Origin of the sequence: Bacillus sp. N12A5 (assembly GCF_026790125.1) — a bacterium.
GTDB lineage: Bacteria > Bacillota > Bacilli > Bacillales > Bacillaceae > Bacillus.
The window spans coordinates 71,502-87,357 of sequence record NZ_JALAMR010000005.1; the positions used below are offsets into that span (position 1 = coordinate 71,502).

Annotated in this window: 16 protein-coding genes and 1 riboswitch; of the genes, 2 read left to right on the plus strand and 14 right to left on the minus strand. The window is 44.1% G+C overall.

Features of this window, described 5'->3' with window-relative positions:
• Nucleotides 1-37 precede the first annotated feature (37 nt).
• On the plus strand, nt 38-166 hold the full coding sequence (gene sspL, locus MOC09_RS06300) for a small, acid-soluble spore protein L (protein ID WP_004397949.1): 129 nt from the start codon (nt 38-40) through the stop codon (nt 164-166).
• Nucleotides 167-174: 8 nt separating this feature from the next.
• On the opposite strand, the gene exnP is transcribed toward sspL, so the two are convergent.
• The 14 genes from exnP to kdgR all read right to left on the minus strand — a co-directional run bounded on the left by exnP (nt 175) and on the right by kdgR (nt 14,807).
• Nucleotides 175-1,065, minus strand: a complete 891-nt coding sequence (gene exnP, locus MOC09_RS06305; RefSeq protein ID WP_268367214.1) for a 5'-3' exonuclease ExnP — start codon at nt 1,063-1,065, stop codon at nt 175-177.
• Nucleotides 1,066-1,160: 95 nt separating this feature from the next.
• Nucleotides 1,161-1,307, minus strand: coding sequence for a hypothetical protein (locus MOC09_RS06310; protein WP_003230761.1), 147 nt, complete (start codon nt 1,305-1,307; stop codon nt 1,161-1,163).
• Between the two features lie 74 nt (nt 1,308-1,381).
• Nucleotides 1,382-1,639, minus strand: a complete 258-nt coding sequence (locus tag MOC09_RS06315) for a YpbS family protein (protein WP_268362356.1) — start codon at nt 1,637-1,639, stop codon at nt 1,382-1,384.
• Between the two features lie 64 nt (nt 1,640-1,703).
• Nucleotides 1,704-5,288 (minus strand): dynamin family protein, encoded by a 3,585-nt coding sequence (locus MOC09_RS06320; protein WP_268369935.1) that lies wholly within the window; start codon nt 5,286-5,288, stop codon nt 1,704-1,706.
• Nucleotides 5,289-5,463: 175 nt separating this feature from the next.
• Nucleotides 5,464-5,553 carry a Fur-regulated basic protein FbpC gene (fbpC, locus tag MOC09_RS06325; RefSeq protein ID WP_100069434.1) on the minus strand — a complete coding sequence of 30 codons (90 nt, stop codon included), beginning with the start codon at nt 5,551-5,553 and terminating at the stop codon, nt 5,464-5,466.
• 70 nt (nt 5,554-5,623) lie between these two features.
• Nucleotides 5,624-6,130: an isoprenylcysteine carboxyl methyltransferase family protein gene (locus MOC09_RS06330; protein WP_268369936.1), complete on the minus strand. Its 507-nt coding sequence runs from the start codon at nt 6,128-6,130 to the stop codon at nt 5,624-5,626.
• A 3-nt stretch (nt 6,131-6,133) separates the two neighbouring features.
• Nucleotides 6,134-7,231: a type III polyketide synthase gene (locus MOC09_RS06335; RefSeq protein ID WP_268369938.1), complete on the minus strand. Its 1,098-nt coding sequence runs from the start codon at nt 7,229-7,231 to the stop codon at nt 6,134-6,136.
• Between the two features lie 71 nt (nt 7,232-7,302).
• Nucleotides 7,303-8,619: a xanthine permease PbuX gene (gene pbuX / locus MOC09_RS06340; protein WP_268362367.1), complete on the minus strand. Its 1,317-nt coding sequence runs from the start codon at nt 8,617-8,619 to the stop codon at nt 7,303-7,305.
• Nucleotides 8,616-9,200 (minus strand): xanthine phosphoribosyltransferase, encoded by a 585-nt coding sequence (xpt, locus tag MOC09_RS06345; RefSeq protein WP_268362369.1) that lies wholly within the window; start codon nt 9,198-9,200, stop codon nt 8,616-8,618. The genes pbuX and xpt overlap by 4 nt, the downstream gene beginning before the upstream one ends.
• Nucleotides 9,201-9,289: 89 nt before the next feature.
• A riboswitch (purine riboswitch) is annotated at nt 9,290-9,389 on the minus strand.
• A gap of 140 nt (nt 9,390-9,529) precedes the next feature.
• The gene (gene ypwA / locus MOC09_RS06350; RefSeq protein WP_268362372.1) at nt 9,530-11,035 is read right to left on the minus strand and encodes a carboxypeptidase; all 1,506 of its coding nucleotides are present in this window, start codon (nt 11,033-11,035) and stop codon (nt 9,530-9,532) included.
• A gap of 112 nt (nt 11,036-11,147) precedes the next feature.
• Complete coding sequence (gene kdgT / locus MOC09_RS06355) at nt 11,148-12,140, minus strand: 2-keto-3-deoxygluconate transporter (protein ID WP_014477146.1); 993 nt, start codon at nt 12,138-12,140, stop codon at nt 11,148-11,150.
• A gap of 43 nt (nt 12,141-12,183) precedes the next feature.
• A complete protein-coding gene (gene eda / locus MOC09_RS06360) occupies nt 12,184-12,774 on the minus strand; it encodes a bifunctional 4-hydroxy-2-oxoglutarate aldolase/2-dehydro-3-deoxy-phosphogluconate aldolase (protein WP_268362374.1) in 591 nt (196 codons plus the stop codon).
• A 1-nt stretch (nt 12,775) separates the two neighbouring features.
• Nucleotides 12,776-13,750, minus strand: coding sequence for a 2-dehydro-3-deoxygluconokinase (gene kdgK, locus MOC09_RS06365; protein WP_268369940.1), 975 nt, complete (start codon nt 13,748-13,750; stop codon nt 12,776-12,778).
• Nucleotides 13,751-13,787: 37 nt separating this feature from the next.
• Nucleotides 13,788-14,807, minus strand: coding sequence for a pectin utilization transcriptional regulator KdgR (kdgR, locus tag MOC09_RS06370; RefSeq protein WP_268369942.1), 1,020 nt, complete (start codon nt 14,805-14,807; stop codon nt 13,788-13,790).
• Between the two features lie 221 nt (nt 14,808-15,028).
• On the opposite strand from kdgR, the gene kduI reads away from it, so the two are divergent.
• The gene (kduI, locus tag MOC09_RS06375; protein WP_268369944.1) at nt 15,029-15,856 is read left to right on the plus strand and encodes a 5-dehydro-4-deoxy-D-glucuronate isomerase; all 828 of its coding nucleotides are present in this window, start codon (nt 15,029-15,031) and stop codon (nt 15,854-15,856) included.

Here is a 15,856-nt window from a genome sequence, read left to right on the forward strand (position 1 = left end):
CAATCATTGGTTCATCCTAATGACGAGGTGAACAAACATGAAAAAGAAAGATAAAGGCCGGCTGACCGGCGGTGTAACTCCGCAGGGCGACCTGGAAGGCAATACACATGATGACCCTAAAACAGAGCTTGAGGAAAGAGCTAAAAAAAGCAATACAAAACGCTAGAGAAGATCTTACACGATCTCTCTAGCGTTCAGTTTTTCAAGCATACGCTCAATTCCTTTGATTTGGTGGCGGCGAAGCATGTGAGCCGCCTGTTCCATTTGCAGGGTAAATAAAGCGTCTTTCAGTGTGCAGACCAGCGGCACAGAACAATGAATTTCGGCAAGCTTTCTCGACATCTGCAAATCGTTCAGCCCTTGCTGAATTTTCCCCTGCTGCCCCTTCGGAAGAAGAGCAAGATTTTCTAAAAGACGGTCAATCGTTTCGTATTCCCGAATCAGTTTGTAGGCCGTTTTTTCTCCAATTCCTTTGACGCCGGGATAATTATCACTGGAATCACCCATAAGCGCTTTAATATCAATCAAAGCCTTCGGCAGGACACCTGTTTCTTGATAAAAAATCTCTTTTGTATAGACTTTATAATTTCCGATTCCTTTTTGGAGGAGAGCCACGCTTACTTTGTCCGTTAACAGCTGTAGTAAATCTCTGTCCCCTGTTACGATCGTAATATCAGCTTCATTTGCAAACAAAGCAGCAAGAGTTCCGATACAATCATCTGCTTCATACCCTGCAAAGCCGATATTCATGATCCCAAGCTCAGCTGCCGCTTCCTTTGCCAAATCAAACTGCGGGATCAGCTCCACAGGCGGTGCACTGCGGTTCGCCTTATAATCTTGGAACAGATCATTTCGGTACGTTTTACTCCCCATATCCCAGCAGCAGATGACGTGTGTCGGCTCAAAAGTTTCAACAGCTGAAATCAAATGCTTTAAAAAGCCGTTGACGCCGTTTGTTGGCACCCCGCTTTCATTTATCATGAAATTGCGATGCACAGCCGTGGCAAAAAACGCCCGGAATAAAAGAGCCATGCCATCAACTAGCAATAGTTTATTATTATTCATCAGATAACTCCCTTTTCTTTCATTCCTTCTATTTTACCATAAACGGCCCAAAAATAAAAAACAGCATCTCATTAGAGATACTGTTTTGTGAATTATTAGTCGTTGTGTCTTTTATTGCTGGCGATCAGCTTTTCGGCTTCGCGTCCTGCGTAAGAGTCAAAATGGGTTTGAAATCCGTTTTTCTTTTTGGCATTGTTATTCGCCTGTGCATTTCTGTTTCCCAGCTTTGTTCTGCCCAACATGAATCCCCCCTTACGTCGGATACACATAGTATATGCATCCGGCAGGAGATACACTCGCGACAGGATCATCCAGCTTACATACGGCTTACGTATTCTTTCACCATTTCTTTGGATACAAGGCGTCTTGTTGGTACGATGCCTTTTTTGGCAAGCTGATTCATTTGCTCGGTAATGACATTAATCGCCTCTGTAGTAAAAGGCTCATCGTTTTTGCATTTTGAAACGGCTTCTTCAATAGCCATTTCACGCATGTTTTCAAGACGCATAAATGCTTTGATATGCTCGTGCTGTTTTGATGAATGTGCTGAAATTGCTTTATGTACCTCTGACATGAATCGTTCATCTCGCTTTTTTCTATTTAGTCTATCATGACTTGAAATACAAGCCAACTGCATTTTACATTTTTATTGTATTGTCTGAATTCTTCCAAGAGATACACGCTTGATACGCCATTTCAAACTCTTTCGCATGTTCCCCTTCCGCATATCCACTTACATAAGTCTCTTTTTGATCTGTTATTTGCGCCATTGCTTTTTCAGCCATATCTTCCTGTAAGCGTCTGAGGTGACCTGTATAATGAGAGATCAGGCTTTCTTCTTCATTTTTTATCCATGCCTCTGTGATTTTTGCAAGTTTCATCCGTACAGCTTCGATAAAGGCCGATTTTCCTTTCTGCTCAAAAAAATGCTTTGGTGATTTGACCTCTTTTAGTTCCTGCTCAAAAGCACGTTCTTCTATTTCCGGTTCAACGTCCTTCAGCTGTATGCCTTTCGAATGCGGATCACCCTCATAAATGGAAAAATAACCGTCTTCGTTTAATGTTTTTTGAAAACTCTCCAGCCATTCTTCGGTGATATGCCGCTCAATAAAACCGCTCATACGGACATCAAGCGTCTTGATTTCCTGAACATATTCAAACTGATAATCATGTAAGGCCGTTTTCATCGCCTCACCGAGGTTCTTTTTCCACTCCCCATTCTGAAGCCCAGGATGAAATGCTGATTTTAATAAATCATTGGCAAAAAAGGATAATCTCTGTCTAATGTGATAAAGCTGTTCTTTTGTGTCTTTTTTTACTTTCTCAATGATGGTTTCTGAGTTGCGCCTTTTCTCGATTTCGGCGGCTGCCCGCTCAAATGACAGCATAAGGCGCTGTTTCTGCGCTTCCTTTTCTTCCTTTGACTGATTCTGGGATTGGTGAAGCTGGAACACAGTTTCGCATAGTTTGTCTGCTTCTAAACTGAGCTGTGCAGCTGACGCTTTTTTTACATCAACTTCTATAAAGCGGTCCAAGTGTGTTCTCACTTTCGGGAATTGGTTATAAAATGATTGCGGTTTCCCCAGCAGTTCCTCCTTACTTGATACAGTAAAGAGCTGCGGATCATGAATCCCTTCTTTTACAAGCTCTCCGCTGACATAATCGGTCACTGTTTCCAGCTCTGTTTTATCTTTCGCAAGGTCTGCTGCATTAATGACGAAAAACATTTTATCCATGCTGAACGATTCTTTCACCAGGCCGAGCTTTCGCAAAAATGAACGGTCTCCTTTTGAGAAGGAGTGCTGATAATAGGTCATATAAAAAAACGCATCGGCATCTTTAATATATTGGAACGCCAGCTCTGTATGCCGCTTATTCATGCTGCTCGCCCCGGGCGTATCAACGATCGTAATCCCTTTTTCAGTCAGCGCGCATGAATAATAGACCGTTACCTCTTTCACGGCGCAGGCCGTTGCCTCCTCCGCCACATACGGCTTTAATTCAGACAGCGGAATTGTTAATGTCTTTTGTTCCTGTATATACTGCCCAACCTTTTTGTAAGCTTGCAGATAGTTGCTGATTAATTTGATATGCTCTTCCTGCAGATGGTTTTTTTTGACTGCCTTTCCCCACTTCTCTGTGAAAGAACGGCCTGTTGGTTCTTCTTGTATTCCGGTGAGCTGCAAAATGTCAGCCGTTATGTCATCCTCCGTCTTAAACACTACATCCGCAGTTCTGTTTATATTGCCATTGGTTGGTTTTGTGATTTTGTTAATTGTCGCTGTAGTTGGCGTTGGTGAGGATGGCAGCACCCTTTCTCCGACAAGTGCATTGGCAAATGATGATTTCCCAGAGCTGAAGCCTCCAAAAAGCGCAAGTGTAAATTTCCGTTCCTCAAGTCTTTTAATCCTTTCCCGAAAGGCTGAGGTTTGTTTTGACAGCATGCTGTACTCGCCTAAACGGTCAGATAATGTGTAAAAATGTTTGATTTGATCTTGAAGCGGCAGTTCTCGCTCCAATTTGATTTCTGGTTTATGCATTGGCTGCTGCGTCTTTTGACTTTTACTTCGTTTTTGTTCTGGAACCGCCACTGTTTTTTTCCTCATTTTGAACCAGTTTGTGTCTATGTTGTGCTTTGGGCTTGCGGCCTCCTCTTCCCAAATGGCCCACATGCGATCAGCTTTCTCACGGGCCTTATTTTCTTTTCGGGCCTGTTCTTGGAGAAGGGCAAGTTGTTCTGATTCCTGGGCAAGCCGGTCATTGATCGTTTGCACATCTTTAGACACACGCTCTTTTACCATCGCGATAAGCGCCTTTATGATGTCTGCTGCTTCTCTTTTCGCCTCTTTGCGGATGAGCTCCGCCAGGTCTTTTGTGTATTGCAATACATATTCTGAGGAAAAAGCTGCCCCATGCTTGATGGCTCGTTCAATGATGTCTATTTCAAGCGGAGTGCGATAAGCCTGAATCAGCTGTTCACTTTCAGCCGTATGAACATCAAATGCCTTGGCGAGTTTATGGAACGTGTCTATTATGTGCCAATCCGCTTCAGCTTCTGTTCGTTTTATCACATCTGAGAAAAAAGCATCACGCCTTTTATCTCTTTCCTGTGCCGTTTTCGCTTTAGAAAAGAAAAAGCCTGTTTTAAAAGAAGGCTCTCGCGATTCTAGAAATGCGGCTGCCAGTTCACGCATTTCAAAAGGCGTCAGGTTGGCATTTTTTAAAATGCGATTGATTTCTTCCTGCATCCTGCTTTCTGCCTCAGTCGCTCGTATTGCCGCCTCATCCAACTGATCACGCAGCGATTGGACAAGCTCAGTTTGTGTATCAAGCTGTTCAGCAAAGCTTGGACCGTCGGTTTCGTCCTTCAAAAGCATTTCCGTATGCTCCTTCAGCAGATTGAGAACTTTTTGTTCAGTTAAAGCCTGCAAATTGTTTTTTGATTGCTGTTCTATTCTTTTTAATTCTTCTCTTAAGGTTCCAATCTGATTGAACGGGTGGTTTGGTGCTGTTACTGACGTAAAATAAAGCGATTCCTTTGAAATACCTTCATTGCAAAGCATCTCCTCAACTTGCGCTTTATAGTCATCAAACCGAGTCTCCGTCTCATCATGCCGGTCAATTTGATTGACGATAAAATACACATTTGGAATGCTCTCTTTTATCGACCTAAGGAACTTTACATTTTCTTCAGAGTGTACGTGATTATAGTGAACGACGTAAAACAGCGCATCCGCCTGATGGAGAATAGAAGCCGCTGACAGAAAATGTGCATCATCTGTTGAATCAATCCCAGGGGTATCAATATATGCAACCCCGGGATCGATTTCAGTATACTGATCAAAAATTTCAACGCTTTCAATTTGCTCGCCGTCTTTGCAGTATTGCTGTACCTTGTCTTTCTGATAAGCCCCCTCCAGCTCAGCGCATGCTCCGTCTGTTGTATGAAGCCGAACTCGTTTATCCCCGTTTCTGATCACAACAAGGTTAGCACTTGTCGGAATCGGGCTTGTCGGCAAAATATTCTCCATTAACAGGCAGTTCAGCAGTGATGATTTCCCTGCTGAATAATGCCCGGTAAACGAGATATAAATCTCTTGATCAGCTGCTTTGTTCATGACCGCGGCCAGTTTAGCAGCCCTTTGTTCATCTTGATTTTCGATGAATTGTTTATAAAGTTCCCCAGTTTTGTGCAAAAGCTCTTCTCTGTTATGTTCTGTCATAGATATGAACCCCTTTGTGCCGTTTCAATTGTGAATCTTTTTCGAAAGATCTGAATCCATTCCTCTCTCATTTTACACAAGAATGAGCAAAATTTCTTTAAGAGAATAGAAAAAAGCCGCCGATATGGCAGCTTCTATAAAAGAAAATCTGCAACTTTGACAAGTTCCAGATTCATTAAACAGATTTATTAGAGATTCCTTTTAATACAAAACCGATTAATACACTATATGTACATACCGCCCCAAGCAAAAACAGCATTGTCATTTGCTTCACCATCCTGATTGAGAATCTTTTTCAAATTCAGTTTATCATGGATGAGAATGATTTTCAATCTCTATTTAATGCTGTATTCCTCCAATGCTTTGTCTTCAGCACGAATTCTAATGGTTAACAATGCCGCATTTAAAACCGAAAACAGACTCATGGTGACGTACGCTTGATACAGCAGCGGAATCAATAAGATTTCTAATATCACAACGGTATAGTTTGGGTGCTTCATCCATCTATAAGGGCCTTTTTTTACAAGTTCCGCACCTGGAACGACAAGGATTTTCGTATTCCAATATGCTCCTAAAGAACAAAGCGCCCAATACCTCACTGCCTGTACGATTAAAATAGCCGCAGCGATACCGATCCACCAGCTTGAGGGCTGTTTGTTCAACAGCAGCACTTCCGCAATCAAAGACAGGAAAAAAAGAATGTGCATGATAATGATGTACGGATAGTGATTCTCACCGAATTCTATCGCCCCTTGTTTCTTCACCTTTTGCTCATTTTGTCTGGCTACTGCCATTTCAGCTGCTCTTTGAGCAATAAGAATGGCGATTAACAACCAAAACATCAGTCAAGCCCCCTTTTCCCAGCTGAATAATAGCAGCTCTGATGAAAATCCCGGCCCTAATGCGCCAATCAGTCCCTGTGCTGCTTCCTTTTTATGTCCGTTTTGCAGATGGTCTTTGATCACATACAATATTGTGGCTGAAGACATATTTCCGTGCTTTTTCAATATGCTTTGTGCAGATGCAAGCTTTTCTGGTGACAGCTCGAGGCTTTTGATGTATGCTTCAATCACCTTTTTTCCGCCAGGATGCGCCAAAAAAACACTGATATCACTGAATGACAGCTGATATTTGTCTAAAAAAACCTGTACATTTGTTTTAAGCCATTTTTCCACCAAGGTTGGGATATCTCTTGAGAAAATCACTTTAAATCCTTGATCAGTAAAGTCCCAGCCCATGACATCTTCTGATTGTTTCATCAAAACAGATTGGGAATCCCTTACCTTTGGCACTAGCTTTAGTTTTGACATTCCGCGGTCTGCCTTCTCCCCGCATAACAAGCAAGCGGCAATCCCATCGCCAAAAAGCGAGGTGCCAATAAGATTGCTTTTCGTTTTATCCTCCGGCTGGAAGGTCAGGCTGCATAGCTCAGCAGCGATGACAAGCACGAAAGACTCGGGATGCGCTTTGCAGTATTCGGCAGCACGCGCAAGTCCGCTGGCCCCTCCTGCACAGCCTAGGCCCCAAATCGGAATCCGCTTCGTATATGGAGAAAACGGAAGTTCATTCATGAGCCGCGCCTCAATGCTCGGTGTGGAAAGACCCGTGCTGGAGACGAAAAAAACAGCATCTACTTTCTCATAAGGGATGGCTTCTTGAAAAAACTCAGGATGAGAGAGGCACTGACGGACAGCCTCTATACTGTGCTTAAGTGTTTCTTCTATGTATATTTGATTCTTCTCTTCGAAGCTGTGATCTTCTTTATACCATTCAATCGGTTTGACAAATTGCCTCGATTGAATTTGCCCGTTTTTAAAGGAGGTTAACAGCCTGTTGATATCCTTAAAGGAGTGCTGAAACATATAGCGGGCGAACTCAGCCGCTTTCTCTTGGTTTACATTGTGCGCAGGAAGGCTTGTTCCGATGGATAAAATAAACGCCATGCGATCACCTCTTTGCATACATTGTGCCGCAACGAACTTTTTTATATACAAAAAACTCCGCCGCGGCGGAGTTAGACTGCTGTTTTTTGCTCAGAGATGCCAGCTGTTTGTTCAGTTTTTTTGGCTTTAGAAAATACGTTATATACAATATTCAAGACTACTGCAGTGAAGCTGCCGGCGACAATGCCGTTTGTTGTCAGGAGCGTTAAGGCACTCGGAAGCTGCTTAAAAATATCCGGCACAACTGTCACACCGAGACCCAGACCCACTGAGCAGGCAACGATCAGCAGGTTTTCTTGTTTTGCAAAATCAATGCGGCTGAGCATTTTGATGCCGTAAGCGATCACCATTCCAAACATCGCTACCATTGCCCCGCCTAAAACAGCAGATGGAATAATGGTCGTGAAAGCTGCGATCTTCGGAAACAGCCCGAATGCCATTAAGATCACACCGGTGACAACAATTACGGCATTTTTCTTGATTCCTGTCAGCTGGACCAGCCCGACATTTTGAGAGAATGCTGTGTAAGGAAAAGCGTTAAAAATACCGCCGAGCAGCACAGCCAGCCCTTCAGCGCGATAGCCCTTTGATAACTCTTTCTCTGTCAGACGGCGATTCGTCAGGTCACCCAAGGCAAAGTAAACACCAGTTGATTCGACAAGGCTGACAATTGCAACAATGGACATTGTAATGATGGGCGCTGCGTGAAAAGACGGCGCTCCGAAGTAAAACGGCTGAATCATTTGGACAACTGCCGCGTCCGACACATTATCAAATTGAACTTTTCCCATAAAATAAGCGATAAAGGTGCCAAACAAAATCCCAATCAAAATCGAGATGGACTTGATAAAGCCTTTTGTAAAACGGTATAGAAGCACAATGATGCTCAAAACGATAAAAGCAAGAGCAAGATTAGAGAGATCGCCGAAATCTGCACTTCCTTCTCCGCCGGCCATGTTATTCATGGCTACCGGCATAAGTGTAATCCCAATAATCGTAACAACTGAGCCTGTCACGACTGGCGGAAAAAATGATACGAGCTTTCCAAAGAAAAATGAAATAAGAATGACAAGAATACCTGAAGCGATAATACTTCCATAAACCGTTGAAACCCCGTATTCATATCCAATCGCAATCATCGGTGATACAGCTGTAAATGTACAGCCAAGCACAACCGGAAGGCCTATCCCGAAAAAGCGGTTGCTCCACACTTGCAGAAGTGTTGCCACACCGCACATGAAAATGTCAATCGATACCAAGTAGGTCAGCTGTTCGACAGTCAGCCCCATTGCTTTTCCGACAATCAGAGGAACAACAATGGCACCGGCATACATGGCGAGCACATGCTGAATCCCTAAAGACAGCGTTTTGCCGAATCCATTTCTCATGAGTGAACCTCCTGTACGAAGGACACTTTTCCCTCTTCTAAAGACTGGATTCTTGCCAAAGATTCCACCCGATAGCCCAGCTTCACAAGTTCATCTCTTCCCGGCTGAAAAGACTTTTCAATGACAATGCCAAGTCCCGCAATAGAAGCTCCCGCCTGCTTCACAATCGACAAAAGCCCGAGCGCCGCTTGTCCATTTGCCAAAAAATCATCGATAATCAGCACATGATCCTGATCGGACAGGTGGGTTCCTGACACTGCAATTTGGCTTTCCGTTTGCTTCGTAAAGGAATAAACGGACGCTGTCAGCAAGTTGTCGGTGAGTGTTAGTGACTTATGTTTTCTCGCGAAGACAACCGGCACACCTAGCTGTAAACCGGTCATCACAGCGGGAGCGATTCCGGATGATTCGATTGTTACAATTTTGGTAATACCGTCTTTTGCAAATCTTGCAGCAAATTCCCCACCAATTTTCTGCATAAGCAGCGGATCAATTTGATGATTCAAAAAGGCATCCACCTTCAGTACCTGGTCAGATAACACGACGCCTTCTTCCTCTATTTTTCGTTTCAGTGCTTCCATCCTGTCTTACCTCCGTTATGATAATAAAAAAAGCATTGCCCGCTCAAAAAAGAGCAAGCAATGCTGATATAACAAAAAACCGTACACGTGCGGTCTCATTGCTCACTCATAGTCGGACATTTACGGTGCCCGGTAGAAACTTGCGTGCCATATCCACGCGATTATATGAGTGTTCCTATGATATTGTAATAAATTATATCAAGATTCCAGCCTGTTGCATAGACAAAAAACAAAATTTCCGAACTTTATTTTTATTTTAATGGTAATCATTCGTCTTTTATGCATTTACTTTCTAAAAGAGCCTGGCAGTCTCAGCGCCAGGCTTTTGGTTACGATAGATAGAGATTTGAATATTTGTTTGTCAAATAGTCAATCAAATAGCGTACATTCAGCTCTTCTCCTGTTGCATCTTTAATAATCTCTAACGGCTTTTTCCGTTTTCCGTGAATGTGCACCTTTTCCGTCAGCCATTGCTTTATCGGATGAAATTCTCCTCTTTCCAAGAGAGTGTCAAACTCAGGCAGATCCCCGAGCATTTTTTGTTTCAGCTGAGCTGCATACATGTAGCCGAGTGCATAGGATGGGAAGTAGCCAAAATCTCCTCCTGCCCAATGGACATCCTGTAAAATCCCTTCTGCGTCCGTCTGCGGTGTAATCCCTAAATAATCTTGGTATTTTTGATTCCATAGCGACGGCAGTTCTTCTACAGACACTTCATTGCTGAAAATCGCTTTTTCAATTTCATAGCGGATAATGATATGAAGAGGATACGTCAATTCATCCGCTTCTACCCTGATAAAGGAAGGCTTTGATTCATTGATTGCCCGGACAAAATCATCCAGGGAGATATCTTTGAACTGATCAGGGGATGCTTCTTGAATTTTCTTATAGTACGGTGTCCAAAAATGCTTGTTGCGGCCGATAAAATTCTCGTAAAATAATGATTGAGATTCATGGATGCCCATTGATGCACCGTCCGACAAGTTTGTGCCGCTCAGTGCCTCGTCAATATTTTGCTCATATATCGCATGACCGCACTCATGAATGGTGCCAAAGATCGCCGTGCGGAAATCTTTTTCATCATACCTCGTCGTGACTCGAACGTCTCCGCGATTCATCGTGGTTGCAAACGGATGAACCGTTTCATCAAGCCGTCCGCCATCAAAATCGTAGCCAAGCTCCTGTAAAAAATACAAGCTGAGCTCCTTTTGCTTGTCTTTAGGGAACGTTTTTGTAATAAAGCTTGTATCCGGTTTATTTTCGGAAGCTGTCACTTGTTTAACGAGGGGAATAATCGCTTCTTTCAACTCAGCAAACAGCTGATCAAGCACCTTTACTGTGACACCCGGCTCAAACAAATCAAGCAATGCATCATATGGATGCTCTTGATAACCCCAATATGTGATAAAACGTTTATTGAATTCAATCAGCTGCTCTAAATAGGGGGAAAACAAGCTGAAATCAGATTTTCCTTTCGCTTCTTCCCACGCGGTTTCAGCCTTTGAACACAGGATCACATATTCCTTGTATTCAGCCTCAGGGATTTTTTTATTCTCTTCGTACTCTTTTTTCGCCAGCTCCACTGCCTTTTTTGTATCTTCAGATAAGTCATCAAATCGTTCATACAGGGCATCGATCAGTTCCTTCATCCGATCTGATGTTTGGATATTGAATATATCTGTTGAAAGCTGCCCGATGCTTTCGGCACGGTCCTCTGATCCGTTTTTGGGCGCGCCTGTTCTAGAGTCCCAGTGCATTAACGCAACTGCTTCGCTGTAATGTGAGATTCTTTTTAAAAGATCAAAAAATTCCTTTTCATATGTATGTATCTCCATATCCATTCCCTCCCTATTCTAGCCGTTCCATTACAGGCTAATGGAAGGGGGTATGAAAGTCAAATTGTTTGTATAAGAGGCTGCCGGTATTTTTGGCGGCAGCCTTTCTGGTTCAGTTAATCGTCATTTGATTTTTTGGCGGCGGTGTTCTCCGCTTTTTCTGTTTGATTTTTTTATCCACCCACACCGTTGCCAGCGGGGTTAACAGTGAGGTGACAATAACACTTGTCGCTATGATTGCCGTTGCTGATTCAGCAACTGGCGCAAATGAGGCATTCGCTTCCGCTAATGCGTAGGGCACGGCTACAGCCGCCCCCGCCGTAGAAGAAGCGGCCACGCCAGCGACACCGTCTCCCCGCGCAATAAAACGGTCAAGCAAAAACAACGAGCTGCCCGATAAAATGACGACAGAAACTCCGATAAAAATCCCAAGCAGCCCTGATTGAATCAGCATTCCAAAATTCAAGGTGTTGCCGAGCGAAAAGGCAAAAAACGGGATGATCGCCGGCACAACCTTACTGAATAAGTCTCTGAGATCATGATCAAGGTTTCCAAGTATACAGCCGAGTAAAAACGGGATGACTGTCGCTGCCAGCGTTTCCCACGGAAATGCGGCAAGTCCAGTTACACCAAATGTCACCATGGTCATAAAAGGCCCTGATTCTGTACTGATAAACGCAAAAGCGCCAGCATCTTCTTTTCTTCCCATATGGTTCATGAGCGCCAAATACAGGCCGCCATTCGTTTCATTCATCACTGCGACAATTGCTAAAACAGAAAGACCTGCAAAAAAGCCGGATTGTATGCCTTCATCAGGTATAAATTGCGCTGCGATCACGCCCAGCAGCGCTGCAAATCCGACCTTCCCCAATAATAATGTGATTCCCTTCCTTGCGATATAGCCTGAAGACCGAAAATCAATCGTCGCTCCTACGCAGAAAATAAAAACACCCAGTATCGGCAGCGTTCCGGTAATCAAAGCACCTGTAAACCCTCCAAAGAACTCCGCTGTTCCAGGCGCAAACGTATTGAGCGCCGCTCCCAGAAACAGCGGAATAATCATCATTCCGCCAGGTACCCGTTCAATTGTCGCTTTGATTTTCATATGTGGATTCTCCCATCCTCCGGTTATGAAAAAACATTCCCACTTACACTTGGAATACAGCCTGCAAATCTTCTTTTGAACAACTGCCCAACTGGCTTCCGACACCGACGGCGCCAGCTCCGGCTTTGAGCCAATCCGGCACGTCAGACGGATGGATACCGCCTGTCGGAATAAAGGTCACCTGAGGAAAAGGGCCAGCTAAATTTTTCATAAACGGAATCCCAAACACACCGCTTGGGAACAGCTTTAAAGTAGTGAAACCGCATGTCAGCGCTTCCATAATTTCGCTCGGAGTCAATACGCCGGGGATATAAAGTGTCTTCAAAAAAGAAAGATGTTCTGCAAGGTCAGCTGAAAATCCCGGACTGACAATAAACTGCGCTCCAGCCTCAGCAGCTTCTCCCGCTTGCTGCGCAGTGATGACGGTACCTGCGCCGATTAAGATATCTTTTCTATCACGGAAGGACTCGATAATATCCGATGCTCCAGGTGTCGTATACGTCACTTCAACGGCACGAATCCCTTTATCTAGTAAGCTTTCAATCTGCTGACAGGCCTCCTGTTTATCCTTTGTGCGAATGACTGCAATCAGCCTTGCTGCTTTCAAACGGTTTTCAACAGCTTTGGACTCCATATTAATCATCCCCTTTCTTTTGGCGAACCGTTCTTTGATCAGATAAAAACGCAGCTAATTTCTCCCTGGTCGGCATACCGTCCATATCCCCCGGTGCCTGCACTTGCAAAGCGCCAATCGCATTTCCCCTTTGCACCGCATCCTTGTACGACAAACCATCAAGGATGCCGCTGATCACACCGACTGCAAATCCGTCTCCGGCACCGACCGTATCAACCACCCGATCGACCCGATAGCCTTCTGCAAATCCTTCACCTTCCCGCGTTTTGAAGTAAGCGCCTTCTTTTCCGAGTTTAATGGCGACTAAGCTGACACCCTTTTTCAGATAAAAGTCGGCAATGCCTTCAGGTGTTTTTTCTCCGGTCAATAACTCGCCCTCAGCGATCCCCGGGAAAAACCAATCTGCAAGCCCAGCCAGATCATTAATCGTATGGGCCATCGTTGCTTGATCAGGCCAAAGCGAGGGCCTTAAATTGGGATCGAACGATACCGTTTTCCCGGCATGTTTCATATCCTTCATTACGTGGTAAGTAAAGTCTTTCATCTCAGCAGATAAGGCCGGCGGAATACCTGTCATATGCAAATGGCCTGCGCTTTGAAAATAATCTCTCGGATATTCAGCAGAAGTCAGTGTGCTTGCAGCTGAGTTTTTCCTGTAATAGGTAACTTGCGGATCGCCTTCTTTCACTTTTGACTTCAGCAGAAGACCGGTGGGATTTCCGTCCTGTGAACGGATCACGCGGGACACATCAACGCCCTCTTTTTTAAGCGACTCTAAAATAAATGTTCCGAGCTGATCATTGCCGACCTTGCTCATCCATCCCATCTGAAAACCGAGCCTGGCAAGGCCGCAGGCGACATTGCTTTCTGCCCCGGCCAAACCTTTAGAAAATGTGGATGCTTCATGAAGGCCTCCGTACTCATTAGCGTAAAACATGGCCATCGATTCCCCGAATGTCACCGCATCAAGCTTCATCTCTTCCCAACCTCCTCTTCGTTGAGGGCACCCAGGATTAAAGTGACTTTCTCATGATGACTTCTGCCTCTAATTCAATGGTTTGAGGCGCTCCCTTGTCACCTTCAATCCTTTTTAGTGCGCGTTCCATCGCCGTCCTGCCCATATCATGTGACGGCTGGGCGATTGTTGTAATGCCCGGACCGATCAGTTTATACCATTCTGTATCGTCGAACCCTGCAATCCCAATATCTTGGGGTATGCGCAGGCCGATCTCTTCCATACAGCTGATGATTTTCAACATAATTAAGCCGTTTAAAGCCAGAATCGCTTTTTTTTCCTCCGGCATCTCCTTGTAAAAAGAACGAAGTGCCGCCTTAAGCTGTTCCTTGTTTCTCACGTCAATTTCATACATTCTGACAAGCCCGTTCACATTATGAGCTGAAGCGATTTCCTGATACACAGCAGCTCTTTCTGCACGAGGGCTGATAGATGAAATTGGTTCGGTAAACAACGCGACATCAGTGTACCCTTTGCCGTAAATCTTCTGAAGAATCTCTTTTGTGATTCTTCTGTTGTCAGTCGTAACAGTATCCAGTTTTAGATCCGGAAGTTTCCGATCAATTAATATCGTTGGAATGTGCTGTTCTGCAAAGGCTTGGAGAACATCCTTGTTTTCTCCCGTTGCATTTAAAATCAGTCCTTCCACCGAATGGGCTTCAAGCTTTAAAAGCATTTCCCGCTCTTTTTCTGGACTGTTATCAGTGTTGCACACCATAATGCTGTAGCCATGTTGATCACAAACTTCTTCGACTCCCCTAAACGCGGCGACCGAAAATGGATTTGTAATGTCAGCTACTACAAATCCGATTAATTTGCTTTTTTTTATTTTCAAACCTTGTGCCATTTTGCTTGGCCGGTAATTCAATTCAGCGATTGCCTTTTTTATGTTTTTCACTTTTTCAGGAGAAATCGCATCTATTTTTCCGTTAATATAGCGGGAAACCGTTGATTTCGAAACTCCTGCACATTCTGCTACATCTTTGATGGTCGTATGGCCTGTTGTTTTCTTTTTCATTCAAGTGCTCCTGTATCTCATATATTTGAAACCGATTTCAAAACCGTTACAACACAAGAATACCATATTTTTAACATTTGGGAAGAGTTTTTTCAAAAATGTGTCTATTCACAATTTTAACGTTGACTCTTTTCACTATTTATCCTAAAATTTTCTTTGAAACCGTTACCAAAATATTTTCATTCAAGTGATGCCGAAATCCTAACCAAGGGGGAAATACAATGAAAAATCGTTATTCTGTACACCCTGAACAAGTAAAACGCTTTACGACAGAGGAGCTCCGCAGCCATTTCTTAATGGATACTTTATTTACGGAAAATAAACTAACGATGTACTACTCACATGAAGACCGGGTTGTCATCGGCGGAGCGGCTCCGGGCCAAAGTGAATTGAAGCTTGATGCCGGGGATTTCCTTAAAACAGACTTCTTTCTGGAACGGCGTGAAATCGGGATTATTAATGTCGGCCAGCCTGGTGCTGTCAGAGTTGGCGATGAGGAATATGTGCTTCAAACAAAGGATTTTCTCTATATCGGAATGGGCAATCAGGATGTAGCATTTACAAGCCTGGATGGAGAGAAAGCGAAGTTTTACTTTGTCTCCGCTTGTGCCCACCAAAACCATCCTACGCAAAAAGCTGCTATTTCTGAGCTGACACCAGACCGTCTTGGCGATGATGCAGCGTCTAATGTCAGAAGCCTGTACAAGGTCATTCATCAAGATGGCATTAAAAGCTGCCAGCTTATGATGGGCATTACGATGTTAGATCAAAACAACAACTGGAACACCATGCCGGCACACGTCCATGACCGCCGGATGGAGGCGTATCTTTACCTTGATCTCGAGAAGGATTCGAAGGTGTTTCACTTCATGGGCCAGCCGGATGAAACACGCCACCTTGTTGTCGGAAATGAGCAGGCTGTTCTTTCTCCTGCCTGGTCTATTCACTCTGGCGCAGGAACATCAAACTACAGCTTTGTGTGGGCGATGGCTGGAGAAAATTACACGTTTACAGACATGGATGCCGTTCCGATGGATGGGCTGAAATAA